Below are 23,100 nucleotides of genomic sequence, written 5' to 3' on the forward strand. Positions count from 1 at the left end.
CGCGGCCGGTTCCTGTCGCATACGTTGTGGTTCGACGAGGTCACGAAGCGTCGGAATGTCCGTGGCTGCGCCGGATGGCGCCGGCGCCAGCATAGCTAACCTTGTGTCGGCACCCCAACACGCGGAAGCCTGAGCCGGAAACGGACCTCCGAGGACAGGTTCTCCACGCCCAGGGTTCCGCCGTGCGCACGGACGAACTGATCGGCGATGTAAAGGCCCAGGCCCAGACCTTTGCTGGGATGGAAGCTGCCCTTGAACGGCTCGAAGAGACGGTCGAGCAGATGCGCCGGAATCTGGCCCGCATTCGTTACGGAAACTTCCAGCCGGTCCTTTTCCGTGCCGTCGACGTGCACGTTGATGTCGCCCGCTTCGCCGTGCTGGATGGCGTTGCCGATGAGGTTGGACACGGCCTGGGCGATCCGTACCCCGTCGAAGACCCCGTGCAGGTCTCCGTTGGCGGACAATCCGATGGGTAGGCCGTCGTGCGCATGCCGCATCTCGGCGGCCACGTCCTCGCACAGCTGGCCCAGGTCGCCCTTCTGGAAATCCAGCTTGAGGATGGATGAGCGAATGCGCGAGAAGTCGAGCAACTGCTCGATCATGCGTGTCATGCGCCCGGCGCTGGTCATCACGTGGGACGCGGTGCGTGCGAGCGGCGTGCCGTCCGCCTCGTCCACGAGCCGTTCGGCGCAGAGGCTGATGGCCGACAGCGGCGTCCGCAGATCGTGGGTGAGTACCGCGATCATCGTTTCGTTGAGCTGGAGCGAGCGCTCGAGCCGCTCGTTCCGCTCCTTGAGTTCGAGCCGCTGTCGATACAGCTGGATGAACACGTTGACCTTGCCCAGGAGCACGCGAGGGTCCAGCGGCTTGTGCAGGAAGTCGACGGCGCCCGCGTCGTAACCCTTGAACGACCGCGCCGGATCGCTGGGAGACGCGGTGAGGAAGATGATGGGCACGTGGCGCGTGCGCGACGAGCCGCGCATGAATTCTGCCAGCGCGAAACCGTCCATCTCCGGCATCTGCACGTCGAGCAGCGCCAAGGCCACGTCGAAGCGGAGGAGGAGTTCCAGCGCTTCCGCGCCCGAGCTTGCCTTCAGGATGGCGAGGCCGTCCTGCGCCAGCAGCGCCTCGAGCGCGACAAGGTTCTGCGGCACGTCGTCGACCAGCAGGATATGTGTCATCGCCGGTGCTTGCGCGGTCGACACGGAGACGATGTCAGGAGCGAGACTCATGCGATGCTTCCCTTTAGGCGTTCACACATCTCGCCGAGACGAAGGACCGCATCGGCCCCGGCGTGGGCCAGCGCGGCGGTGGGCATGGTCGGGGACGCGGCTTCGGTCGGGCACTGTATCCATGCCTTTCCGCCGGCGGCGCGCACGGCGGCGACGCCTTCGCTGCCGTCCGAGCTGGCCCCCGTGAGGAGGATGGCGAGCAGGCCCTTGTCGTAGACGGCGGCCGCCGATTCGAAGAGCACGTCGATCGACGGGCGCGAGAACAGCACCGGATCGTCCATCGACAGCGCCATGGCATCCCTGCTTTCCACGAGCAGGTGGTAATCGGGCGGGGCGAAGAACACGTGGCCCGGCTGAACCGGCTGCTTGTCCTCGGCCTCCATGACGGGCAGCGCGCAGTAACCGCCCATCAGTTCGGGAATGCCGCTGGGCCGGTCCTTCGGCACGTGCAGCACCACGAACACCGGCGGCCGGAAGGATTTGGGCAGGCTGCCCAGTATGTCCTGGAGCGCGCTCACCCCGCCCGCCGACGCGCCAATGACCAGCGCCTCCAACGGGTCGGGCGTGTCCATGGCCGCGCTCACGCCGTCACCTTCCGATAGATGCGCTGGTTCGGTACGAATGGCTCGAAATCGTCGGCATGGGCGCCGAACTGGAGCGATTCCTTGCTGCCCAGGCCGAGGAAGCCCTTGCGCACCAGCGCGTCGTGGAACAGCCCCACGGCCCGGTCCTGGAGTTCGCGATTGAAATAGATCAGCACGTTGCGGCACGACACGAAGTGCACTTCGGAGAACACCGAATCGGTCGCCAGGCTATGGTCCGCGAAAACCATCTGCTTCTTCAGGCGCCGGTCGAACATGGCATTGCCGTAGGCGGACGTGTAGTAGTCGGACAGCGACCCACGCCCGCCGGCGGCGAGGTAGTTGCGGCTGAAGAGCGGCAACCGGTCGGCCGCGAAGGTGCCGTGTTCCGCCCTCGCCAGCGCCTCGGGATTGATGTCGGTGGCATAGATCACCGAGCGGTCGAGCAGGTCTTCCTCCGCAAGGAGGATGGCGAGCGACCATACCTCCTCGCCGCTGCTGCACCCGGCCACCCACACCTTGATCGACGGATAGGTCTTCAACACGGGCAGCACGTGCTCGCGCAGGGCGAGGAAATACGAAGGGTCGCGGAACATTTCCGAGACCTGCACGGTGAAGTACTGCATGGCGTCGGCGAAGAAGGCCGGCTCGTGCAGGATGCGATGCTGCAGGTCGCTCATGCGCTCGCATTCGAACCGCCCCATGGCATGGCGCATGCGCCTGCGCAGCGAGCTCATGGCGTACCCGCGGAAGTCGTAGTGGTAGCGCAGGTAGACGGCATCGAGCAGCAGCTTCAGCTCGATATCGAACAGTTCGGTGTTCGCGTCGGTCATCGGCGCGAGCACCATACGCGGCACAGCGACACGAGCTTGTCGATGTCGATCGGCTTGGCCATGTAATCGTTCGCACCCGCCTGCAGGCAGGACTCACGGTCGTTGGCCATCGCCTTCGCGGTCAGCGCGATGATGGGAAGGCTCTTCCAGCGCGGGTCCGCACGTATGTGCCGCATCGCCGTCAGGCCGTCCATCTCCGGCATCATCACGTCCATCAGCACGAGGTCGGGCTCGTTGGCGGCCAGCCTCTCCAGGGCCTCCACGCCGTTGCGCGCGATGTCCAGCTTCACGCCCAGCGGTTCCAGCACACTGGTGAGGGCGAAGACGTTGCGCACGTCGTCTTCGGCAAGGAGCACCGTGCGTCCATCGAGCATGGCGTCGCGCTGGCGCGCCTCCTTGAGCAGACGCTGCTGGTCGGACGGCAGCGATGCCTCCACGCTGTGCAGGAACAGGGTCACCTCGTCGAGCAGGCGCTCCGGCGAGCGGGCACCCTTGATGATGATGCTCTTCGAGTGGCGGCGCAGCTTCTGTTCCTCGTCGCGCGTCAGCGAGCGTCCCGTGTAGACGATGACCGGCGGGAACGCGAAAGCCTCGCTGCCCGCCATGCGCTCGAGCAGGTCGTAACCTGTGCCGTCGGGCAGCGCGAGGTCGGTCACCATGCAGTCGAACGTGGACGTCGTGAGTTCGCGCAGGGCGGCCTCGATGGTGCCCACCGCCACGATGTCGAGCTGGTTGCTCGCCAGCAGCAGTTTCAGGTTGGCGCGGAGCTGCTCGTCGTCTTCCACGATGAGCAACCGGCGCATCACGCGCTGGTGTTGTTCCTCGAGCTGGCGGATCGCATCGGCAAGCTTGTCGCGGCTCGCGGGCTTGAGCAGGTAGCCGACGGCGCCGAGTTCGAGGGACACCTGCGAGCGCTCCATCGCGGATACCACGTGCACGGGTACGTGGCGCGTGGCGGGGTCGCGCTTCAGGCGCTCGAGTACGCTCAAGCCCGAGACATCCGGCAGACCGATGTCGAGGAGGATGCCGCTCGGCCCCATCTCCGCGGCAAGACGGAGCGCTTCATCCGCCGTGCCGGCCACCACGCAGTCGAAGTCGAGTTCGTGCGCCAGACCCACCAGCGCCTCGGCGAAGACGGGATCGTCTTCCACGGCCAGGATCAATCGTCCCGGACGGGTACGGCCGGCGCGATCGTCGGGCACGAGAGGCGTGGTGTCGGCTGCCGGCGACGATGCGGAAACGCGGATATCGCTCGCACCCGTGGAAGGGAGCTGTGTCACGGCGACCGGGGTCGGCGCGCGCGACGCCGTTGTTTCCCCGCTGGGTGGCTCGACCGGAACGTCCAGCGTGAAGCAACTGCCCCGCCCCGGTTCGCTCGCCACCGTGATGTCGCCGCCCATGCGGCGTGCCAAGTCGCGCGAAATGGAAAGGCCGAGGCCGGTACCGCCGAAACGCCGGCTGGTGCTGCCGTCGGCCTGGCGGAACGCTTCGAAGATCACTTCGGTCTGGTCGGCGGGAATGCCGATGCCGGTATCGCAAACGACGAAGCGCATGCGGCTGCCCGCGCCCTCGATGCGAAGTGACAGCTGCCCCTTCTCGGTGAACTTCAGGCCATTGGCGAGAAGGTTCTTCAGGATCTGCAGGAGACGCTGCATGTCGCCCACGAGTTCGCCGGGGGCTCCCACCGCCTGCTCGATCACGAGGCCCAGGCCCTTTTCCTTGCAGAGCGGCTCGAAGGTTTCGCGCAGGCGCTGCATCACGGCCGGGACGGCCACGGGCTCGGCGGCGAACTCCACGTGGCCCGCCTCGATCTTGGAAAGGTCGAGGATGTCGTTGATGAGCGCCAGCAGGTCGTTGTTGGACGCATGGATGGCCTGGGCGTACTTCACCTGTTCCTCGGTCAGCGTGCCGGCCTTGTTGTCGGCCAGCAGCTTGGCGAGGATCAGCGAGCTGTTCAGCGGCGTGCGCAGTTCGTGCGACATGTTCGCGAGGAACTCGGACTTGTACCGGCTGGTGGCTTCGAGCGAACGCGCGTTGCGGGTGAGTTCCGCCTGCGCCCGGATGAGGGCCTGGCGCTGCGCCTCGAGCTCGTGCGTGCGCTCCTCGAGCTGCACGTTGGTCTGTTCCAGTTCCGCCTGCTGGGCTTCCAACGAAGCCTGCGACTGCTGCAGGCCGCGGCTCTGCTCCTCCAGTTCCTCGTTCGCGACGCGAAGCTCTTCCTGCTGCGTCTGGAGTTCTTCGCTCTGGCGCTGCGTCTCCTCGAGCAGTTCCGCCTGGCGCTGGCGGAACAGCGCGGTGCGCATGGCGATGCCCACCACTTCCCCGCTCCGTTCCAGCAGCGCTTCGCGGGCGCCATAGGGATCGTCGGCATCCAGCAGGCCGAGTTCGATCGCACCCATCGGCGCGCCGTCGGCCGTCACAGGCATGAGCAGCACCTCCGCGGGCTTGCCCTGACCCAGGGTGGACGCGAGCGTCAGGTACTCCCCAGGCAGGTTGCCGAGGCGGCGCACGGCGTTCTGCGCGAGGGCTTCGCCCAGCAGCCCTTCCCGCAGGGGCAGCGATTTGGGCTGGCTTCCGTCCAACGCCATGCCGCCGGCGAGCACCAGTCTGTCGCCCTCGATGCGGTACAAGGCACCCACGACCGCGCCGACGCGCACCGAGAGGGCGCGAACGGCATTCAACGCCACGGTCTGCGGCGTCTGCTCGCCACGCAGGGCCGTGGCCAGGGCGGTCTGCCCTTCCTGCAACCACAACAGGCGCGCTGCCCCTACCCGCGCTCGCAATGCCTGCCACACCACCGCAGCCATCGCCCAGGCCGACACGACGCCGATGAACCGGTTGACGAAGGCATAGCCGGACGTTGCGCCACCGGGCGACAGTTTCGCGCCGAGGAAGACGAATGCGGTAGCGACGACCGCGGTAACGAAGGGCAAGGCGAGGCTGCGCTGGAACAGCGTCAGTCCGACCGCCACGAAGTAGAGGCACCAGACCGCATAACCCAACGGGGTCACGGCATCCGCCACCAGGGTCGACAGTAAAAGAAAGGCAACCGCGGCAAGAACGACGTTGTCACGCGTCCGGAGGTGGGAATCCATGGGCTTCGCTGGCTGGAGGCAACCGCGGATTTAACTCCAGCGCCGCGTGAAGGCTTCGTGGATGCCAGCGGCGGCCGTGCACGGCCGCCGCGAACAGGTCAGATCCTTGCCAGTTCCGCGAGCACGTCGTCGGACAACGTGAGTTCCGCCGCCGCGAGGTTCTCGCGCAGATGCCCGACCGACGACGTACCCGGAATCAGCAGGATGTTCGGCGAACGGTGCAAGAGCCATGCGAGCGCCACTTGCATGGGCGTCGCGCCCAGCCGGGCCGCCACGGCGTTCAGCGCTTCCGACTGCAACGGCGAGAAACCGCCGAGGGGGAAGAACGGTACGTAGGCAATGCCCAGGGCATTCAATGCGTCGACCAGCGCATCGTCACCGCGCTGCACCAGGTTGTACTGGTTCTGCACGCAGACGACCGGCGCGATCGTCTGGGCTTCCTTGACCTGCGCCAGCGTGGCATTGCTGAGGCCGAGGTGACGGATCAGCCCCTTCTCGCGAAGCTCGGCGAGCGGGGCGAACTGCGCTTCGATCGAACCTTCCGTCGGCGCGTGGATGTCGCCCATCAGGCGCAGGTTCACCACGTCGAGCACGTCGACGCCGAGGTTGCGCAGGTTGTCGTGCACGGCCTGCACCAGCTGCCGGGGCTCGAGCGCGGGAAGCCAGGAGGCATCGTCACCGCGTACCGCGCCCACCTTCGTCACGATGGTCAGCTCCTCCGGATAAGGGCCGAGCGCCTCGCGAATGATCCGGTTGGTAACGTGGGGGCCATAGAAGTCGCTGGTGTCGATGTGGTTCACACCCGAGGCCACGGCCTCACGGAGGACGGCCACCGCGGCTGCGTGGTCCTTCGGCGGCCCGAAGACGCCGGGGCCGGCCAGTTGCATCGCGCCGTAGCCCATGCGGTTCACGGTACGGTCGCCGAGGGTGTAGGTACCCGCCTTGCTCAAGCTGCTCATGTGCGTCTCCAGGAGTGGGGTGGACAAAAGAAGGATAAGGATTGACCTGCCGGTCGATAATCCGGTGGAATCGGCACGGGCTGTACGGAATCCCGAACAATGAACGCCGAACCGCAAGATCTCCTCGCCTTCCTGTCCGTGGTCCGTGCTGGTGGCTTCCGCGAGGCCGCGCGCGCAGGGGACCTTTCAGCCTCGAGCTTGAGCGAGGCCGTTCGCCGCCTGGAAACCCGCCTCGGCGTGCGCCTGCTCAATCGCACCACGCGCAGCGTGCGGCCTACCGAGGTAGGGGCGCGGCTGGCGGAACGCCTCGTGCCGGCGCTGGGCGAAGTGGAGGCCGCGCTCGATGTCGTGAATCTCTACCGCGACCGTCCTGCCGGCACGCTGCGCATCAACGTGCCGGCCAACATAGCGCGCACCGTGCTCGCGCCCATCGCCGTGCCTTTCCTGCGCCGCTATCCCGACGTACGCCTGGAAGTGGTGGTGGAAGACAGCTTCGTCGACCTTATCGCCGCCGGTTGCGATGCGGGCATCCGCTACGACGAACGCCTGGAGCAGGACATGATCGCCCTGCCCATCGGACCTCGGGCACAACGCCTGATCACGGCGGCGGCACCGTCCTATCTGGCGGCGCGCGGCGTGCCCCGGCATCCGCGCGACCTGCTCGAGCACGCGTGCCTGCGCGGCCAGTTCTCGGGTGGCGCGACGCCACCGTGGGAATACGAACGCGACGGCGAAGTGATCCGGGTCGATCCCTCCGGCCCATTGCTGGTGCGGACCGGCGCGGCCTTCGACCTCGCCGTGCAAGCCGCCGTCGCGGGGCTGGGCATCATCCACCTCTTCGACGACTGGTTGCAGCCGGAGGTTGCCAGCGGCGCGCTCGTGCCCGTGCTGGAGGATTGGTGCCAGACGTTCGAAGGGCCCTTCCTCTACTACCCAGGCCGCAAGCACCTTCCCTCGCCCTTGCGTGCCTTCGTGGAGTTCGTGCGCTCCGGTTCGCTCGAGTAACGAGCGACGCTCAGGCTGACGGCTTAGTGCGTGCCTTCCGGGTCCTGGGACTCTTTCCCCGTTTCCCGATACTGGCCGCCGTCTGCCCCCCGACGGCGGGAGCCGGCCTGCCTTCGCCCAGGTGTTCCAGCCACGACAGATCGTCGATGTAGGAGAGGAAGTGGCGGAGGTAGCCCGGCGAGGTTTCGCGCATCAGGGTCATCGAACGATGGACCAGCGCGCTGGAATTGAGCGGGCCGGCGTTCTCGGGCGTGTCCTGCAACGACTGCCGCAGTTGGCTCTCGGTGCGCACGCGAGACCAGATCTTCTGGAACTCACCCAGCGCAGGCAGTTCCGGATACGTGGACGCCTGCCCCGTGCCGGCCAGTTCGTCCACGAGCCGGCCGAGCGGGCCGCGCGGTGGTCGGTCGCCTCGCTCAGGGACCATGGGGCGATGCGGCGGTGGCTGACGGCTTCGAAATGGGCGCGATCTCGACGCGGCGGTTCTTCGCGCGGCCTTCCTCGCTCTGGTTCGAATCGACGGGCTGTTGCGAACCGAAGGCCGCCGCGAACACGGACGATGCGGGCACACCTTCGGCGACAAGGGCGCGGGTAACGGTGAGCGCGCGCTCGGCGGACAGCTCCCAGTTGTCCGCGAAGTGGCGGTTGCCGTCGTGTACCTGCTGGTCGTCGGTGAATCCACTGACCATGAGGATCTCGTCGCGCGACTTGAGGTAACTGGACAACGGACCGGCAAGGCTCTTCAGCACCTCGCGGCCCTCGGGCTGGAGCTGGTCGGAGTTCAGCGCGAAGAGCACGTTGCCGCGAATGCCGATGCGGCCGTCGACCAGCGTGACGCGGCCGGCAGCGAGCGGCGCGGCCAGTGCCTGTTCCAACGAAGTACGACGCTGCTGTTCGGCCTGGCGCTGCTTCACTTCCTCGTCCAGGCGGTGCGACAGCTGCAACTGCACGCCGATCACACCGACGAGGATGAGCACGAACGTACCCAGCAGCACGGACATGAGATCGCCGAAGGCCGCCCAGATAGGTACGCCGGCCTCGCCTTCCATTTCCAGTTCGTCGCTCATGCCGCTTCCGTTCCCGTGGCGGCATGGCGGCCACCGAGGCGTTGCATGTCTTCGATGATCTGCTTCTGCGAGAGCACGCTGAGGTCGACCACCTCGCGCGCCTGCGCCACGTAGTACGCCAGCTGTTCGTCGCTGCGCGCGAGCGAGGCATCGAGTGCGCCGGCGATGCGGTCCAGGCGCTCCATGAGCGATTCGTTCGATTTGCCGAAGGCTTCGACAGCCGCGCCGAAGCTTTCGCCGAGGTTCGCGACATCGTGGGCGCTGCCCGTGATACCGGCGGCGATGCCGGCAAGCTTGCCGGTCTCGGTTTCCACCTGTTCCGCGAAACGCGACCCGACGCGATCGAGCAGGTCGGCGGACGTGGCCACCAGTGCGTCCACGGCGGTGCGCTGTTCCGTCGACGCGTGGTTCACGGCATCGAGCAGCGTTTCCAGCGTGGCGAGCAGGCGGCTCCGTTCCTCGAGCATCGCCGTGTCGCGCACCATGCTTTCGGAGAGCTTCTCGCGCAGTTCCGCGACCACCTGGGCCGCGATACGCGGTGCCTCCGTCGCGGCGTCCACCAGCCGCGAAACCTCCGCGATGGTATGGCTCGCATGCGCCTGCGTGCGCTCCGAAACGTCGACGGCGGTGCGGGCCAGCGTGTCGCAGATTTCCTTCTGCCGGCTCGCGGCTTCCTCGCCGGAGCGTTCCATGCGCGCATTCAATTCGGCGGCCGTCGCCGAGAGGGCGTCCGTCCATGCGGCCAGCCGTTCGGCGTCGCGCGTGGCAAGGGTGGTCTCGAGATGCGCCTGCGATTGCTGCACGGCCTGGAGCATCGACGCGCCGCCTTCGTGGAACACCACGGTGGCTTCGGCGAGCGCATCCTTCCATGCACCGGTGACCGATCTGGACGAGGCATCGACATGCTCGGACAGGCCGTCGAGCTGGCGCTGCACCGCCTGCGTCACGGTGTCGTGCAAGCTGGCGGTTTCACGGGCGAGCGCGGCCATCGTCGATTCCACGACGGGCTGGAATGCCGCACCGGCGGCGCGGGCGCTTTCGGTGACGCTGTCGCGGAGCGATTGCTCCACCGACGACGCGAGCCGCGTGTAGACCGTTTCCGTGCGTGCGTGGAAGGCTTCCTGGTTCTGCAGTTGGCGCTCGCTCGCCGCGAGGTTCTGCCGTTCCACCGACGCCATCATCGCTTCCAGCCGCTCGACCAGCGCAGGCAGCGTTGCTGTCTGCTGCTGCAACAGCCTGAACGCCTCGTCACGCTGGTGCGCCTGCGAATAAGGACGCAGCGTGGTGGCGATGCGCGCATCAAGGCGCTGAACGACCCGCAGCCGTTCGCGGCGGCAAAGGGCCGAAAGCAAGCCGAGCATGGCGGAGCTGGCGACACCGGCGATCGACGTGCCGAAGGCGAAGCCCAGGCCCTTCACCGGCGCTGCGAGGGAGCCGCGAATGGCCTGGAGATCGGTGGCGCTTTCCAGCGCGATGCCGGTGCCGCGCAACGTGGCCATCATGCCGAGGAGCGTTCCCAACATGCCCAGCAGCACGAGAAGGCCGACGAGGTAAGGCGTCATCGCCGGCATCGGCAGCGCCATGCGCGCACCTTCGATGCGCAGGCGCACCGGACTGCGCAGGCTCGGATGCAGGCGTTCCAGCCACGGCCCGAGCGCCGGCGGCGTGTCGGCCAGATCGGCCAGCGCATCGCGCAGCGTGTGCGTGGCCCGGCGGTAGCGCTGCAGTTCCAGGGCACCCGCGAGGTAGCAGGCACCGATGAGGACCGCGACGAGCGCGCCGAGCGGGTTCGAGCCGGCATAACCCACCCCGATCCAGCACACGGCAATGAAGCCCACGAGGAAAACGGCGATGTAGAGAAGATTCCTGACCATGACTACCCGATTAGCGGGTGCGAAGCGCTGCGAGCAGCGCCTCCACCGGTTGAAAACGTACCTCCAGCTCGGCGAGCAGCACGCTGCGCATGTCGCCGCGGAACCTGCCGAGCCAGTTGTCCTGCGAAGCGGCCGCGCCCTCGTCCGCGTCCGCTGCCGCGCGGCGCAGCCGGTCGAAGTGGTCGCCGAGCACCGCCGGCACGGCGGCCAGGAGCTTCTGCTCCCGGGGGCTCGACGCCATCTCCATGACCGCGTCCACCTCCGCCAGACGGGCCGTCGCCGGCGACACCTGCGCCAGCATGTCGCGAAGGCGGCCGCGCAGCTGCCCGGTGGATGCCTGCATCGTCCGCTGGAGCGTGAGGTAGCGCTGGCGGAACGGCGCAAAGTCCGCGGGGGCGTCGAGCCGTCCGGTGGCCCGGGGCGCCAGCTCGCGCGCCCCTTCGATCGCCTTCACCAGCGCGGCCCGCACCCGGGCGCACTCGTCCTCCTCCCGGCTGTCGAAGGCGGGAACGTCCTCGGGCGCCGGCGGCGTGCGTCCGTCGAGGGCCGTGGACAGCGCGATGGCGTGGGTCCAGTCCAGCCACCGGCTGAGCCGGTCAGGCAGGGACGGACCCGACGCCTCGGCCTCGACGGCCGTGAGGCGGGCGAGCAGGCGGATGAAGGTCGGGCCGCGGACGGGGGTCCGCTGGTGAGCTTGCACGGTTATTCTTGAGAAAAACCGCGATTTTACACGGTAAGCGCGACTTCACCCCGCACGGGCCGTTCATGTAGCACCATGGCGCACCCCTCCAGGAAGGCGATGCCGATGCAAACCGACCTCCCCTGCCGTCCGCGCCAACTCCTGCCTCTCCTCCTGGCCGCCGCCGCGCTGGCCATGAGCCAGGGTGCCCCGGCGAAGGACGTGGCGCCGTCGCAGGCGCAAGACGTCAAGCAGATCCTCCAGGCCGAACGCGAGATCTGCGGCGCATACGAGCGCGAGGACGCCGACTGGCTGGAACAGCACCTGGACCCGACCTTCACGCTGACCAGTTCCACGGGGAAGGTGACGACGCGCGCGGACGAAGTGGCCGACCTGCGCGGCGGCACGAAGTACGACGTGTTCCGCAATCGCGACTCCAAGGTGCGCGTGTACGGCGATGCCGCCGTGGTCACCGGCATCACGCGAGTGAAAGGCAAGAGCGACGGCATGCCCTACGCGCTGGACTTCCAGTTCACCGATACCTACGTGCGCAAGGGCGATGGCTGGGTGATCGTCGCGAGCCACGCCTCGCGCCTCAACTCACCTCATTGATGCGCACGTGGTTGCCCGCCGGGTCGCGGAAGGCGCAGTCGCGGATGCCGTAGGGCTGCATGGTCGGTTCCTGCACCACTTCGGCGCCGGTGGCCTGGATGCGCTCGAAGGTGGCGTCCAGGTCGCGCGAGGCGAGGATGATCATGGCGTACGTACCCTTGGCCATCATCTCCGAGATAGTGCGGCGTTCATCGTCCGTGAGCCCGGGTGTGGCGCCCGGCGGATGCAGGACGATGGACGTATCCGGCTGGCCCTTAGGCCCGACGGTGATCCAGCGCATGCCGCCATAGGCCACGTCCTTGCGCACCTCGAAACCGAGCGTGTCGCGGTAGAAGGCCAGCGACGCGTCCGGGTCCACCTGCGGAAGGAAGCTTGAGTAGATGCTGATATCCATGACGATCGTTCCCATACGTGGCGAAGTCCACGGCGATCAGTCTACGGTCGGTTCTTCCACGGGCGCTTCTCGATTCCTGACGGGTCGGCTCACCTGCTTCGCCACGCAGGGCGGCAGGCCGTCCGTGGCTTGCGCTTCCTTCGTCCGGTAGACACTGGGCGGCATGCCCACCAGTTCGGCGAAACGGGTGCTGAAGGTACCCAGCGACGCGCAGCCGACGGCAAAGCAAACCTCGGTGACGCTCAGCTCGCCCTGGCGTAACAGCGCCATGGCGCGCTCGATACGTCGCGTCATCAGGTACGAATACGGGGACTCGCCATACGCCAGGCGGAACTGCCGGCTCAAGTGGCCCGCCGACATGCCCGCCGCACGTCCCAGCGCTTCCACGTCGAGCGGCTGCGCGTAGTCACGGTCGATCCGGTCGCGAACGCGACGAAGGCGGGCAAGGTCGCGCAAGTGCTGCGCGGTGAGGGACCGGCTGGACATGCACGGATCGTGTCACGCCAGCCGGGCCGGCTCAACCGAGACGCATGGACAGTTCCACGTCCTCGTCGAACGGCAGCGACAGGTAACCGCCACCGGCCGAGCGCACGCGCGCGAGGTAGTCGGGGCTGTAGTCCGCGTTGTCGGCGATGACGAACGCGCCAGGACGGAGACGGCTTTCCACGAGGTCCAGTATTTCGGGGTAGAGCGCCTTCGCACCGTCGAGCAGCATGAGGTCGATCGTGTCCGGGAGATTCGTCGCCAGTGTCTGCAAGGCGTCGCCTTCGCGGATTTCCACGAGGTCCATGAGACCGGCGGCCTCGAGATTGGCGCGCGCCCGCACGACCTTCGACGGCTCGAATTCGCTGGTGATCAACCGGCCGCCGCCGTTTTCGCGCAGTGCGGCGGCGAGGTGGATGGTGGAAATGCCGAACGACGTACCGAACTCCACGACGTTGCGCGCACCGCAGCCGCGGGCGAGCATGTAGAGGAGGCGACCCGTCGCGCGCGACACGGCCAGCGGGAAATCCTTCAGCCGTCCGTAGAATTCAGCGTAGTCGGTCTTGCTGCGCATCAGGCGCTCGTGTTCGTCGCGCGGCACGGCGGCGATGGAAGGTACCGACATCGGCGAGGTGGCGTCGGCCTCCTCGAACAGGCGGTCGAGCAGGGAAGCCAGGGGGGCGGAAGCCAGGGTGGTCATGCGGAAGTGCTCCAGTAGGAATGCAGAGGTTTGCCGGCCGGACTAGAATGCGACTGATTCGTCAGGTTTCCTATTCGCATTGCCAGGACCGTCATGAGCGACCGCCCGAACCCCCTTATTTCCTCGCGAAAACAGCCGAAACAGGCCCGCTCGAACGATCTGGTTACCGCGGTGCTAGAAGCGGCTGCTCAGGTTTTGGCGAAGGAAGGCGCGCAGCGTTTCACCACCGCCCGCGTGGCCGAGAAGGCCGGCGTGAGCGTCGGCTCGCTTTACCAGTACTTCCCGAACAAGGCCGCCATCCTTTTCCGTTTGCAGAGCGACGAGTGGCGGCAGACCAGCGACATGCTACGGGGCATCCTGCAGGACACGTCGCGACCGCCGCTGGAGCGGTTGCGCGCACTGGTACATGCCTTCCTCCGCTCGGAGTGCGAAGAGGCCGATATGCGCGTGGCGCTCAACGATGCCGCGCCGCTCTACCGCGATGCGCCGGAGGCACACGAGGTGCGGGCCGCCGGGAAGCGGATCGTCGCGGACTTCATGGCGGAAGCGCTGCCCGATGCTTCGCCAGCGGTGCGTGCCCTCGCCGGAGATCTCATCAAGACCACCCTGAGCGTTGTCGGCAAGGAATTTTCGGAGCGGCCGCGCAGCGACGACGAGATCGGCACATACGCCGATGCGATGGCGGACATGCTGTGCGCGTACCTTGCCGATTTGGGGGCGCGCGGCGCCTGAGGAACGGGCAAGGGGTACGCGTGCTAGGCTCGCGACGGAGGCCCAACCGATGCCCCAGTCCACCGCCACGAACGAGCTCGACGTTACCGCCTCGCTGGATACCGCGAGCGTCTCCGTGCGCAACATGGTCTGCCACGGCGGTTGCGCACATAGCGGGCCCGAGGAATGTGCCGCTTCCACGTATCTGGTCTTTCCTTACCGCGGTGTCTATGTGCGTCATGTCGGCCGCGACCAGGCCGTGGCCGATGCCAACCACGTGGTGTTCTTCAATGCCGACGAAGGCTATCGGATCGCGCATCCGGTAGAGGGCAGCGACGCCAGCCTGTCGCTGCAACTTCCGCCCGCGCTGCTGGATGAACTGGCTCCCTCGGCGCTGCTCGACCGGCGGGCGAATCCCGGGTTCCGCGTGCAGCATCGGCGCATCGATACCGATGCCCAGGCCCTGGTGGCTTCGCTTCGTCATGGTCTGGACCGCGGCACCATGGAGCCGATGGAAGCCGAAGCGCTGCTGCTCGACCTCGTCAGCCGCAGTCTCGGGCCCCGCGGCACGCAGGCCACGCATGCCACCGAAGGCCAGCATCGCCTGGCAAACCGCGTGAAGCTGCTGCTGGCGAGCGACCTCTCGCGGCGCTGGTCGCTGGCCGAGGTGGGCGCGGAGATCGGCGCCTCGCCCGTCTACCTCACCCAGGTTTTCCAGAAGGTGGAAGGCATTCCGCTGTATCGCTACCAGCTGCGCCTGCGGCTCGCCCGTGCGCTGGACCTGATGGCGCGCCCCGACCTCGATCTCTCCGCGCTCGCGGCCGACCTGGGTTTCTCCAGCCACAGCCATTTCACGGCGGCATTCCGCCAGGCCTATGGGCGCACGCCGGCCGATTTCCGGCGAGACGTCCATCGCCGCTGAAGCGGCTCCCACAGAGAGCGATTCCCAATCGTCCCACTGTCGTTACCTGCGAAGGCAGGCACCAACGACTGAAACGCGGACCATCAACGCAACACATAAATTTTTCGACAGCCGCGACCCGGGCGGCCATGGTCTCCTGACGTTCGCCGCACTGGGCGGCACCAACGGAGATCGATCGTGAGCAGTGGAACCACCGACTTCGGCCGCCGTGCCTTCGTGCGCCTGGCCGCGGGCAGTCTGGCCGCCGGTACCCTCGCCGCCTGCGCCCCGGGCGTGGCAAGGCTGGCGTCGCCATCGCCGCCAAAGGCACTGGATGCACGCGCGTTCTCGGCCGCGCGGCGATATGCGCGTACGCGGTTCGGCAACATCGCCTATGTCGAACAAGGCAGTGGCGATGCCGCGCTCTTCCTCCACGGCTTTCCGTTGAACGGCTTCCAGTGGCGGGGCGTGCTTCCGCTGTTGTCGGACACACGACGCTGTGTCGCCCCCGATTTCCTCGGCCTCGGATACACGGAACCGGCAACGGGCCAGAGCGTGGCGCCCGCGGAACAGGCCGACATGTTGATTTCCTTCATGGACACCTTGGGCATAGGCCGGGCCGACATCGTGGCGAACGACAGCGGCGGCGCCGTGGCGCAATTGCTGGCGACACGGCATCCCGGCCGCGTGCGCACCCTGCTCCTCACCAACTGCGACACGGAACACGAGTGCCCGCCGGCGGCCATGGCACCGGTGATCGCCATGTCGCATCAAGGCACCTATGTGGACACATGGCTACGCCCATGGCTCCAGGACAAGGCACTGGCACGCTCGCCGCAGGGCCTCGGCGGCATGACCTTCTGCAAGCCCGGCCAGCCGACCGACGAAGCGCTCGACGTGTACCTTTCGCCGCTGGTTGCCCATCCCAAACGCACGCATGCCTATGCGCTGGCGCTGGAGGACAACTCGCTGGCCGGCATAGGACCGAAGCTCGCCGCCTGCGAAGCGCCTATGCGCGTGGTCTGGGGTATGTCGGACACGATCTTCTCGCCCGCGGGTGCCGAGTATCTGGACCGCACGTTCGCCCGGTCGAAAGGCGTGCGCCGTATCGCCGAGGCGAAGCTCTTCTTCCCCGAGGAATTCCCCGACGTCATCGCCGCCGAAGCGAGGAGCCTCTGGGCCGCCTCATGAAAAGCCGAAGCTGAGGCTGGAGAAGTCGGTTTCGTAATCGGCTTCTCCATCGGCGGGCAGCGCACGCGTCCAGATCACATTGAGCAGCCAGTGGCCATGGGCCGGCAGTGCGAACGTCGCACGGCCGGCCTCGTCCGTGACATGGACTTCCACGGGCCGTTCGTCGTGGTCGAGGTCGGTGAGTTTCACGGTGGCACCAGCCAGCGCTTTTCCCAGGTACACGACGCGCACCGGCAAAGCCGGTGGACGCGGCAACGCATACGGGTTCACTTCGGGCACGATTTCCAGCACCATGCCCACGGGCTCGGTGACCGCGGCCTGCTTGGTGGCAATGAACGCGCCGGATTGCATGAGCACTTTCGCGCGCCGGCTGTAGACCTCGGTTTCGTCGTAGTCCATGCGATGTTCGCGCTTGCGCCGTTCGAGCGCGGGTGTGAGTCCTTCCGCCACGAGGTAATCGTTGAAGCGCAACGACGGCAGATGGCTTTCGGCACGATCGTCGGTTTCCAGAACCAGCATGTACGTACCTTGGGCCGGCAAGGCGAGCGCGCCGTCTTCTGCCGGCCCGCCCGGATGCAACGCCTTGCGCACGTCCTCTCTCATGGAGGGGCCGAAACGTTCGAACCTGATGATTCGCGGAGCGGCGATGGGCGAGCGTTGCCGGTAGGGCCCATGCCCCACTTGCAGGGTGAATGCCGTCGTCGCTTCGGGCTGCACGCGGAACGCCTGCGGCTGCACCCAGAAATCGTGTGCGGTGGCCTGACCACCGACGGCGAGGACCATCCAGAAGATTGCGCGGCGCATGGGCTTACTCGAGGTGATCGGGCGCATAGCCCGGGGTGATGGGAAGACACGCAAGGGTTGCAGTGAGCAAGGCCACGGCAACCAGCCAGCTCAACAGCACACGCCAGGCCATGGCGGGCGCACTTGGCGCCGCCGACGAGCGTCGCGCCATGACGGCACACGACACCGCGATGACCGCGATAGCCAGGATCAGCATGAGCCACGGCGTCGGCACGACCGCGTGCCCGGCATCCTCATTCCGTGCGGCGCCGATGACGAACGCGACGCCTGTCGCCGCGATGGCCGCGCCGGCACATCGAAGCAGGCGCACACCCCAACGCCAGCGGTTGACGACACCGAGGCCGATGCCCAACACATGCAGCGAACCGGTCGCCAGCACGAAGCCGGCAGCGTACCCGACGGGATCGGCTGCCGACGGCAGCTCCTTGCCATGCGCGTAACCGTGAAAGAGTCCGAACACAGCCACGATGGCCATGGCAAGCCCGACCGGCGGCCGCCATGCGCAAGCGATGCAGAGCCCCAGCGCGAACACGGAGAAAGCGATGCCCCATTCCACCGGTGGGAGCATCACGCCGCACATGCCCAGGATCGCGCCCACGACCATCAGGCCCGGAAAAACGACAGGCAGCCGATAGACCAACGGTTCGCCAAGGAAGGCTCCCCATAGTCCCACGGACACCATGGCCAGCAGATGATCCATGCCCCCGAACGGATGTGCGAATCCCGCACCGAATCCACCGGCGAGTCCGGTACCCGCATGCGCCGTGGCGCTGCCCGCCCATGCCACGGAAACCGCTGCGGCCACGGCGATGGCGTGAGTCGACACCCTACTCACGGTAGTCACTGCGTGCACTGCCCGCGGGCGCCGGCGAAGTCGCGGGCAGGATGCCTTCCGCCGCGGCAAGGAACGGGAAGCGGGTGGTGGAGTGCACACGATCGTCCTGGTGTACGCCGTCGTCGATGCTGCGGGTGTCTCCGGCTGCAAGAAGCGAGCGATAGACGTTCGACGCATCGTAGTTCGGGGTACGTCCGCCGCAGTCGTGCGAAAGATCCGCGCGGCCCGAAAGCGCCGCGAGCTCTATCGCGAACAGCTGCGTGCACTTTTCGTTGGCGCTGTTTACCCATAGCCTGTCATCGGCCAGCAGGATTGCGAGGCGCTTGTAGCGTTCCCCCGCCGGCGCCTGCATGTCGGCGAGCCATTGGTTCCCGCGAATGCCGTCGTAACCGTCATAGAGGCCGAGACTGCGCTGAATGTCGGAAACGAATTGTCGGGATGTCGCAGGCTCCGCGCGGTTGTAGCGCTCCTTGAGCCGGTCGCTCACGGCATCGGGTGCGAGCGGCGCCAGCAACGCGTTACCGGTGAGCGGCCGGCCTGCGCGATCGACGCGGCCACGGTCCGTCGCTGTTTCGCCCCACACCGCCAGCAACGGGCCGCCTGCGTTCACCACGCCAAGATCGACGGAGACCACGATGCAGGTCGGGCTCCAGCCGGCCAGGAAGTTCTTGCCGGGGCCGCCGTCGGTCTGTCGCCAGTGCTCGCGGATCGAAGCGACGGTCGCTACATCGAATGCGGGGAAGCCGTCGGCGTCCATCGTCACGCCAGCCTTCAGCGCCGCCGCGGCGACCTCGAAGGCACTGCGCGACCCTTTCACGTTGTTGAAGAAGGGATCGTCGCGCCGGCCGGCGAACACTCTCAGCCGTCCGCTTGCTGACGCAAAGCCGTCGGGCGTATCGACCAGCCCGTTCGCCCGCTCGTTCCCCACCGCGCATTGCGCGGCATACGAGGCGCTGAAGCGGCAGGTGAGCGTCGCGCTCGCGGTCGTGTCGCCGAAGCGTTGCCCGCTGTCGATATGGAACGTATAGGCGATACGGTCGGAAAAACTGTGCCCGACGATCGTCATCGCAAGGTTCAGCCGTCGGCCGTCCGGCGAGGTCCAGGCGTACACGTCGCCGATGTCGGCGCGCGGGTCTGCGGCCACGGTGGGGGTGTCGAGGTGATCGGATGCCCTGGCGTCGGTGATGCCGAGGACGCCCAGGACCGGAGCCAGCGCGAGCAGGAGGACGAGACGGTTTCGCATGGGAGACATACCCGAATGAGGTACGTCCAGTACATGCGAAAGCGCCGCGCCGGGCTGTCGAAATCTTTAGGCCTCAGAGGATGGCCGATTCCTTCCAGAGATCCGTCCCGCCATCGCTTGCGTAACGGTCGATCTCGGCCAGTTCTTCCGCCGAGAAGGCCAACCCGCGAAGGGCACCCAGCGAGTCATCGAGCTGGGCGACGGTACGGGCGCCGATGAGTGCCGAGGTGACTCGCGGATCGCGCAGCACCCATGCGATGGCCATCTGCGCAAGCGTCTGGCCGCGGCGTTCGGCGATGGCGTTCAGCGCGCGGATGCGCTCGAGGTTCGTCTCGTTCAACTGTGTCTTGGCGAGCGAGCCGTCCCGCGTGACGCGCGCATCGGCGGGAATGCCGCCGAGGTACTTCGAGGTGAGCAGACCTTGCGCGAGCGGCGAGAAAGCGATGCATCCGGTGCCGAGGCTTTCCAGCGTGTCGAGCAGTCCGTCCTCGATCCAGCGGTTGAACATGGAGTAGTTCGGCTGGTGGATGAACAACGGCACGCGCTCTTCGGCAAGGATGGCGGCCGCCTTGCGCGTTAGCTCCGGCGAATAGCTGGAGATGCCCACGTACAACGCCTTGCCCTGCCTGTGCAGGTGCGCCAGCGCGCCCATCGTTTCCTCGAGCGGCGTCGTGGGGTCCACGCGATGCGAGTAGAAGATGTCGACATAGTCGAGGCCCATGCGCTTCAGCGACTGGTCGAGGCTGGCGATGAGGTACTTCCGACTGCCGCCGATGCCGCCATAGGGACCCGGCCACATGTCCCAGCCGGCCTTCGTCGAGATGATCAGCTCGTCGCGGTAGGGTGCGAAGTCGCTCGCCATTACCCGGCCGAAATTCTCTTCGGCCGATCCGTACGGCGGGCCGTAATTGTTCGCGAGGTCGAAGTGCGTCACCCCGCGGTCGAAGGCGCGGCGCAGGATCGCGCGGCCGGTCTCGAAAACATCGGCACCGCCGAAGTTCTGCCACAGGCCGAGCGAGATGGCGGGAAGGTCGATGCCGCTGCGCCCGCAACGGCGGTAGGGCATGAGGTTGTCGTAACGATCCGAGGCTGCCTGGTAGGTCATCGGGGAACTCCGGTGGGGTAGTGGGGGACGGCCGGATGAAGCCCCTCATGTTACGCTTCCGGAGCATGCATCGACGACATCACCTGGACCTGGCAGCCGCCCGTCGCGAGCCGGCGCTACCCCGCATGACCACCTTCGCTTCGGCCCTCCGGCTGTGGGTCGGCATGCTGGTGTGCGGCCTGGCGGTGGTGCTCGGTTCCGTGCTGCTCGGCGGTGCCGATTCCACGGTGGCGGCGTCCTGGCAGGCGCTGGTATCGCCGGCGGACACCGCCATGCACGCCATCGTCTGGGACCTGCGCGTGCCGCGCGCCGTCGCGGCCTATGGCGTGGGTGGCCTGCTGGCGGTTTCCGGTTGCCTCATGCAGATCCTCGTGCGCAATCCCCTCGCCGATCCCTACACGTTGGGCCTGTCCGGCGGCGCGGCCGTGGGCGCCCTGGGCGCGATGCTGGCCGGTGCCGGTGCGGCGATCACCGCGATGGGCGCGGCCGCCGGTGCGCTACTCGCCTGCGTGGGAGTGTTCGTGCTTGCGCATCGCGACCTGCTCGCCCGCGCCCGTGCGGCACAGCGCGAAGATTCCACCGACCTCATTCTCATCGGCGTGATGCTGGCCTCCGGCTTCGGCGCCATCGTCAGCATGATGCTGGTGCTCGCTCCCGACAGGAACCTGCGCGGCATGCTTTTCTGGATGATGGGCGACCTCAGCGGCGTGGCCAACTGGCTGCTTCCCGTGTTCGTGCTGCTGGCCTGCGTGCTCTTCATCGCGCCGCTCGGCCGCCAGTTAAACCTGCTGATGCGCGGCGAAGAGTCGGCCAGCGCGCTCGGCGTGCGCCCCCCCGTGGTGAAGTCGGCCATCTTCGTCATCGCATCGGTCGCCACCGCCGTGGCCGTCACCACGGCGGGAACGGTCGGCTTCGTGGGTCTCGTGGTTCCCCATGCGTTACGTCGCCTCGTCGGAAACGACCAGCGCGTCCTGCTTCCCGCCTGCGCCATCGGTGGCGGCATCGTCGTCACCATCGCCGATACCGTCTCGCGCGTCGTGGCCGATCCCATCCAGCTGCCGGTCGGCGCGGTGATGGCCGTGATCGGCGTGCCCACCTTCATGTTCCTTCTGGTGCGGCGGCGATGAGCCTCGATCTCGTCGCCGAATCGCTCGCGCTGTCGATGCGCGGCCGTATCCTTGTCGAAGCGCTGGACATGCGCGTAGCGCCGGGGCAGGTGTGGTGCGTGCTCGGTCCGAACGGCGCGGGCAAGTCCACGCTGTTGCGCACGCTGGCGGGTTTGCGCGCCGCGGACGGTGGTCGCGTGCTGCTCGGTGGCCGCGATATCGGCGGCTATCGTCCCATCGAGCTCGCGCGCCGGCGCGGGTTCCTGCCGCAGACGATCGTGGACGCCTTCAGCCTCACCGTGATGGAGGCGGTGATGTCGGCACGCCATCCGAGCCTGCCGTTCTGGGCGTGGGGCGAGAGCGATACCGGCCCCGCGGAGCATGCCCTGCACACGTTCGAGCTCGAGGCGCTGGCCGACCGCGACGTGACCACGCTGTCGGGTGGCGAACGCCAGCGCGTGAACATCGCCACGCTGTTCACGCAGGACGTGGACGTGCTGCTCCTGGACGAACCGCTGTCGTCGCTGGACCTGCACCATCAGATGAAGACGCTGCACGAATTGATGCGCGCCGCGGCCGTGCATGGCAAGTCGGTGGTCTATACCGTGCACGACATCAACCTGGCCTTCCAGCATGCAACCCACGCGGTGCTGCTCGACGGCAAGGGCGGTGCCCTGGCGGGACTGAAGGACGAAGTCGTGACCAGCGAGCATCTCACCGCCGCGTTCCACCATCCCATCCACGGCGTGCTGCTCGGCGACGAGCCGTTCTTCCGCGCCGGACGCCTGCACGGAACGCCGCCATGAAAGGTTTCGTCGCCACCCTCGCCCTGCTCGTCGCCGGCACCTCGGCCGCCACCACCGTCACCGTGGTCGACGACGCGGGCCGGACGGTGTCGCTCCCCGCGCCGGCGCACCGCATCGTGAGCCTGGCCCCCAACGTCACCGACACCCTGTTCGCCGCGGGCGCGGGTGCCTACGTGCTCGGCACCTCGCGGTTCACGGAATATCCGGCGGAAGCGAAAAAAGTGCCGGTGGTGGGCGACGCCACGATGATCGACCTCGAGCGGATCGTCGGCCTGAAGCCGGACATCGTCATCGTGTGGAAGAGCGGCAATACCGTCGCACAGGTGGACAAGCTCGTCCGCCTCGGTTTACCGGTGTACTACGCGGAAACGGCGCGTCTGGCCGACGTGCCTTCGGCACTACGGCGATTCGGCGTCCTGGCGGGCACAGAAGCCACGGCGGAAGTACGTGCCCGCACCTTCGAAGCATCCTTGGAAAAGCTGCGGGCCACCTATGCCGGTAAACGGCGATTGAAGGTCTTCTACCAGGTCTGGGACCGGCCCCTGATGACGGTCGGGCGTGCGCAGATCATCGACGACGCGCTTGACCTTTGCGGCGGCGACAACGTCTTCGCCGACCTCACGCAGGCCGCGCCTGCGGTCAGCCGCGAGGCGGTGCTCGCCCGTCGGCCCGACGTCATCCTCGGTGGCGGCGACGGCGGCGGCCTGGACGACTGGAAGCGCACCGGCTTCCTCCCCGCCGCGAAGAACGGCAACGTGCTTTCCGTCGACGCGCCCACCCTCGCCCAGCCCTCCCCGTCGATCCTGTCCGGGGTCACCACCCTCTGCCGCGTGCTCGACGAGGCCCGGAATCGCGCCTTCCATTAACGGCGACGGCAGGCGTTG

Annotated in this window: 24 protein-coding genes; 8 read left to right on the plus strand and 16 right to left on the minus strand. The window is 67.3% G+C overall.

Annotated features, from left to right (window positions below; all coding sequences use genetic code 11):
* Nucleotides 1-95: 95 nt before the first annotated feature.
* The 5 genes from ACPYOD_RS00655 to ACPYOD_RS00675 all read right to left on the minus strand — a co-directional run bounded on the left by ACPYOD_RS00655 (nucleotide 96) and on the right by ACPYOD_RS00675 (nucleotide 6,700).
* The gene (locus ACPYOD_RS00655) at nucleotides 96-1,232 is read right to left on the minus strand and encodes a hybrid sensor histidine kinase/response regulator (protein ID WP_481299789.1); all 1,137 of its coding nucleotides are present in this window, start codon (nucleotides 1,230-1,232) and stop codon (nucleotides 96-98) included.
* Complete coding sequence (locus ACPYOD_RS00660) at nucleotides 1,229-1,804, minus strand: chemotaxis protein CheB (RefSeq protein WP_481299838.1); 576 nt, start codon at nucleotides 1,802-1,804, stop codon at nucleotides 1,229-1,231. The genes ACPYOD_RS00655 and ACPYOD_RS00660 overlap by 4 nt, the downstream gene beginning before the upstream one ends.
* 8 nt (nucleotides 1,805-1,812) lie before the next feature.
* Nucleotides 1,813-2,670: a CheR family methyltransferase gene (locus tag ACPYOD_RS00665; RefSeq protein WP_481299790.1), complete on the minus strand. Its 858-nt coding sequence runs from the start codon at nucleotides 2,668-2,670 to the stop codon at nucleotides 1,813-1,815.
* Nucleotides 2,643-5,741, minus strand: a complete 3,099-nt coding sequence (locus tag ACPYOD_RS00670; protein WP_481299791.1) for a response regulator — start codon at nucleotides 5,739-5,741, stop codon at nucleotides 2,643-2,645. Before ACPYOD_RS00670 ends, ACPYOD_RS00665 begins: the two co-directional genes overlap by 28 nt.
* A 98-nt stretch (nucleotides 5,742-5,839) precedes the next feature.
* Nucleotides 5,840-6,700, minus strand: coding sequence for an aldo/keto reductase family oxidoreductase (locus ACPYOD_RS00675; protein ID WP_481299792.1), 861 nt, complete (start codon nucleotides 6,698-6,700; stop codon nucleotides 5,840-5,842).
* Between the two features lie 99 nt (nucleotides 6,701-6,799).
* Here ACPYOD_RS00675 and ACPYOD_RS00680 point away from each other — a divergent pair, with 99 nt between their 5' ends.
* Nucleotides 6,800-7,705: a LysR family transcriptional regulator gene (locus ACPYOD_RS00680; protein ID WP_481299793.1), complete on the plus strand. Its 906-nt coding sequence runs from the start codon at nucleotides 6,800-6,802 to the stop codon at nucleotides 7,703-7,705.
* Nucleotides 7,706-7,715: 10 nt separating this feature from the next.
* Here ACPYOD_RS00680 and ACPYOD_RS00685 read toward each other — a convergent pair whose 3' ends face one another.
* From ACPYOD_RS00685 to ACPYOD_RS00700, 4 genes are read right to left on the minus strand one after another with little or no spacing between them, the layout of a single operon-like run.
* The gene (locus ACPYOD_RS00685) at nucleotides 7,716-8,132 is read right to left on the minus strand and encodes a DUF2894 domain-containing protein (RefSeq protein WP_481299794.1); all 417 of its coding nucleotides are present in this window, start codon (nucleotides 8,130-8,132) and stop codon (nucleotides 7,716-7,718) included.
* The gene (locus tag ACPYOD_RS00690; RefSeq protein ID WP_481299795.1) at nucleotides 8,122-8,772 is read right to left on the minus strand and encodes an OmpA family protein; all 651 of its coding nucleotides are present in this window, start codon (nucleotides 8,770-8,772) and stop codon (nucleotides 8,122-8,124) included. Before ACPYOD_RS00690 ends, ACPYOD_RS00685 begins: the two co-directional genes overlap by 11 nt.
* Nucleotides 8,769-10,646, minus strand: a complete 1,878-nt coding sequence (locus tag ACPYOD_RS00695) for a coiled-coil domain-containing protein (RefSeq protein ID WP_481299796.1) — start codon at nucleotides 10,644-10,646, stop codon at nucleotides 8,769-8,771. Before ACPYOD_RS00695 ends, ACPYOD_RS00690 begins: the two co-directional genes overlap by 4 nt.
* 10 nt (nucleotides 10,647-10,656) lie before the next feature.
* Nucleotides 10,657-11,346 (minus strand): DUF3348 domain-containing protein, encoded by a 690-nt coding sequence (locus tag ACPYOD_RS00700; protein WP_481299797.1) that lies wholly within the window; start codon nucleotides 11,344-11,346, stop codon nucleotides 10,657-10,659.
* 105 nt (nucleotides 11,347-11,451) lie between these two features.
* Here ACPYOD_RS00700 and ACPYOD_RS00705 point away from each other — a divergent pair, with 105 nt between their 5' ends.
* A complete protein-coding gene (locus ACPYOD_RS00705) occupies nucleotides 11,452-11,937 on the plus strand; it encodes a nuclear transport factor 2 family protein (protein WP_481299798.1) in 486 nt (161 codons plus the stop codon).
* Here the strand turns inward: ACPYOD_RS00705 and ACPYOD_RS00710 are convergent.
* From ACPYOD_RS00710 to ACPYOD_RS00720, 3 genes are read right to left on the minus strand one after another with little or no spacing between them, the layout of a single operon-like run.
* Nucleotides 11,921-12,331 carry a VOC family protein gene (locus ACPYOD_RS00710; RefSeq protein WP_481299799.1) on the minus strand — a complete coding sequence of 137 codons (411 nt, stop codon included), beginning with the start codon at nucleotides 12,329-12,331 and terminating at the stop codon, nucleotides 11,921-11,923. The two genes, ACPYOD_RS00705 and ACPYOD_RS00710, sit on opposite strands and share 17 nt — an antisense overlap.
* Nucleotides 12,332-12,367: 36 nt before the next feature.
* Entirely contained in the window at nucleotides 12,368-12,817 is a 450-nt protein-coding gene (locus ACPYOD_RS00715; RefSeq protein ID WP_481299800.1) for a helix-turn-helix transcriptional regulator, read from the minus strand.
* Between the two features lie 31 nt (nucleotides 12,818-12,848).
* The gene (locus ACPYOD_RS00720; RefSeq protein ID WP_481299801.1) at nucleotides 12,849-13,514 is read right to left on the minus strand and encodes an O-methyltransferase; all 666 of its coding nucleotides are present in this window, start codon (nucleotides 13,512-13,514) and stop codon (nucleotides 12,849-12,851) included.
* Between the two features lie 93 nt (nucleotides 13,515-13,607).
* On the opposite strand from ACPYOD_RS00720, the gene ACPYOD_RS00725 reads away from it, so the two are divergent.
* The 3 genes from ACPYOD_RS00725 (at nucleotide 13,608) to ACPYOD_RS00735 (ending at nucleotide 16,317) form a co-directional block, all read left to right on the plus strand.
* Nucleotides 13,608-14,246 (plus strand): TetR/AcrR family transcriptional regulator, encoded by a 639-nt coding sequence (locus tag ACPYOD_RS00725; RefSeq protein ID WP_481299802.1) that lies wholly within the window; start codon nucleotides 13,608-13,610, stop codon nucleotides 14,244-14,246.
* Nucleotides 14,247-14,295: 49 nt separating this feature from the next.
* Nucleotides 14,296-15,147, plus strand: coding sequence for a helix-turn-helix transcriptional regulator (locus tag ACPYOD_RS00730; RefSeq protein ID WP_481299803.1), 852 nt, complete (start codon nucleotides 14,296-14,298; stop codon nucleotides 15,145-15,147).
* Nucleotides 15,148-15,324: 177 nt separating this feature from the next.
* The gene (locus tag ACPYOD_RS00735; protein ID WP_481299804.1) at nucleotides 15,325-16,317 is read left to right on the plus strand and encodes an alpha/beta fold hydrolase; all 993 of its coding nucleotides are present in this window, start codon (nucleotides 15,325-15,327) and stop codon (nucleotides 16,315-16,317) included.
* Here ACPYOD_RS00735 and ACPYOD_RS00740 read toward each other — a convergent pair.
* The 4 genes from ACPYOD_RS00740 to mgrA form a co-directional block, all read right to left on the minus strand.
* Complete coding sequence (locus tag ACPYOD_RS00740) at nucleotides 16,312-17,121, minus strand: DUF4198 domain-containing protein (RefSeq protein WP_481299805.1); 810 nt, start codon at nucleotides 17,119-17,121, stop codon at nucleotides 16,312-16,314. The two genes, ACPYOD_RS00735 and ACPYOD_RS00740, sit on opposite strands and share 6 nt — an antisense overlap.
* Nucleotides 17,122-17,125: 4 nt before the next feature.
* Nucleotides 17,126-17,947: a HupE/UreJ family protein gene (locus ACPYOD_RS00745; protein ID WP_481299806.1), complete on the minus strand. Its 822-nt coding sequence runs from the start codon at nucleotides 17,945-17,947 to the stop codon at nucleotides 17,126-17,128.
* A 1-nt stretch (nucleotide 17,948) separates the two neighbouring features.
* Complete coding sequence (locus ACPYOD_RS00750) at nucleotides 17,949-19,199, minus strand: hypothetical protein (RefSeq protein ID WP_481299807.1); 1,251 nt, start codon at nucleotides 19,197-19,199, stop codon at nucleotides 17,949-17,951.
* Nucleotides 19,200-19,272: 73 nt separating this feature from the next.
* Nucleotides 19,273-20,304 (minus strand): L-glyceraldehyde 3-phosphate reductase, encoded by a 1,032-nt coding sequence (gene mgrA / locus ACPYOD_RS00755; protein WP_481299808.1) that lies wholly within the window; start codon nucleotides 20,302-20,304, stop codon nucleotides 19,273-19,275.
* A gap of 65 nt (nucleotides 20,305-20,369) precedes the next feature.
* Here mgrA and ACPYOD_RS00760 point away from each other — a divergent pair, with 65 nt between their 5' ends.
* The 3 genes from ACPYOD_RS00760 to ACPYOD_RS00770 are packed head-to-tail and all read left to right on the plus strand — an operon-like array spanning nucleotide 20,370 to nucleotide 23,082.
* Nucleotides 20,370-21,431 (plus strand): FecCD family ABC transporter permease, encoded by a 1,062-nt coding sequence (locus ACPYOD_RS00760; RefSeq protein WP_481299809.1) that lies wholly within the window; start codon nucleotides 20,370-20,372, stop codon nucleotides 21,429-21,431.
* Entirely contained in the window at nucleotides 21,428-22,216 is a 789-nt protein-coding gene (locus ACPYOD_RS00765; protein WP_481299810.1) for an ABC transporter ATP-binding protein, read from the plus strand. The genes ACPYOD_RS00760 and ACPYOD_RS00765 overlap by 4 nt, the downstream gene beginning before the upstream one ends.
* Nucleotides 22,213-23,082, plus strand: coding sequence for a cobalamin-binding protein (locus ACPYOD_RS00770; RefSeq protein WP_481299811.1), 870 nt, complete (start codon nucleotides 22,213-22,215; stop codon nucleotides 23,080-23,082). Before ACPYOD_RS00765 ends, ACPYOD_RS00770 begins: the two co-directional genes overlap by 4 nt.
* Nucleotides 23,083-23,100: the final 18 nt, after the last annotated feature.

It is taken from the genome of Luteibacter sp. HAY1-4A, from assembly GCF_056755355.1.

What these genes read in the sequence shown, in the direction of transcription:
- ACPYOD_RS00725 (WP_481299802.1), top strand. Translation starts at nt 13,608, where the DNA reads ATGAGCGACCGCCCGAACCCCCTTATTTCCTCGCGAAAACAGCCGAAA.
- ACPYOD_RS00655 (WP_481299789.1), bottom strand. Translation starts at nt 1,232, where the DNA reads ATGAGTCTCGCTCCTGACATCGTCTCCGTGTCGACCGCGCAAGCACCG.
- ACPYOD_RS00690 (WP_481299795.1), bottom strand. Translation starts at nt 8,772, where the DNA reads ATGAGCGACGAACTGGAAATGGAAGGCGAGGCCGGCGTACCTATCTGG.
- ACPYOD_RS00760 (WP_481299809.1), top strand. Translation starts at nt 20,370, where the DNA reads ATGCATCGACGACATCACCTGGACCTGGCAGCCGCCCGTCGCGAGCCG.
- ACPYOD_RS00765 (WP_481299810.1), top strand. Translation starts at nt 21,428, where the DNA reads ATGAGCCTCGATCTCGTCGCCGAATCGCTCGCGCTGTCGATGCGCGGC.
- ACPYOD_RS00660 (WP_481299838.1), bottom strand. Translation starts at nt 1,804, where the DNA reads ATGGACACGCCCGACCCGTTGGAGGCGCTGGTCATTGGCGCGTCGGCG.
- ACPYOD_RS00680 (WP_481299793.1), top strand. Translation starts at nt 6,800, where the DNA reads ATGAACGCCGAACCGCAAGATCTCCTCGCCTTCCTGTCCGTGGTCCGT.
- ACPYOD_RS00670 (WP_481299791.1), bottom strand. Translation starts at nt 5,741, where the DNA reads ATGGATTCCCACCTCCGGACGCGTGACAACGTCGTTCTTGCCGCGGTT.
- ACPYOD_RS00695 (WP_481299796.1), bottom strand. Translation starts at nt 10,646, where the DNA reads ATGGTCAGGAATCTTCTCTACATCGCCGTTTTCCTCGTGGGCTTCATT.
- ACPYOD_RS00710 (WP_481299799.1), bottom strand. Translation starts at nt 12,331, where the DNA reads ATGGATATCAGCATCTACTCAAGCTTCCTTCCGCAGGTGGACCCGGAC.
- ACPYOD_RS00750 (WP_481299807.1), bottom strand. Translation starts at nt 19,199, where the DNA reads ATGCGAAACCGTCTCGTCCTCCTGCTCGCGCTGGCTCCGGTCCTGGGC.
- ACPYOD_RS00705 (WP_481299798.1), top strand. Translation starts at nt 11,452, where the DNA reads ATGCAAACCGACCTCCCCTGCCGTCCGCGCCAACTCCTGCCTCTCCTC.
- ACPYOD_RS00685 (WP_481299794.1), bottom strand. Translation starts at nt 8,132, where the DNA reads ATGGTCCCTGAGCGAGGCGACCGACCACCGCGCGGCCCGCTCGGCCGG.
- ACPYOD_RS00715 (WP_481299800.1), bottom strand. Translation starts at nt 12,817, where the DNA reads ATGTCCAGCCGGTCCCTCACCGCGCAGCACTTGCGCGACCTTGCCCGC.
- mgrA (WP_481299808.1), bottom strand. Translation starts at nt 20,304, where the DNA reads ATGACCTACCAGGCAGCCTCGGATCGTTACGACAACCTCATGCCCTAC.
- ACPYOD_RS00730 (WP_481299803.1), top strand. Translation starts at nt 14,296, where the DNA reads ATGCCCCAGTCCACCGCCACGAACGAGCTCGACGTTACCGCCTCGCTG.
- ACPYOD_RS00675 (WP_481299792.1), bottom strand. Translation starts at nt 6,700, where the DNA reads ATGAGCAGCTTGAGCAAGGCGGGTACCTACACCCTCGGCGACCGTACC.
- ACPYOD_RS00740 (WP_481299805.1), bottom strand. Translation starts at nt 17,121, where the DNA reads ATGCGCCGCGCAATCTTCTGGATGGTCCTCGCCGTCGGTGGTCAGGCC.
- ACPYOD_RS00770 (WP_481299811.1), top strand. Translation starts at nt 22,213, where the DNA reads ATGAAAGGTTTCGTCGCCACCCTCGCCCTGCTCGTCGCCGGCACCTCG.
- ACPYOD_RS00720 (WP_481299801.1), bottom strand. Translation starts at nt 13,514, where the DNA reads ATGACCACCCTGGCTTCCGCCCCCCTGGCTTCCCTGCTCGACCGCCTG.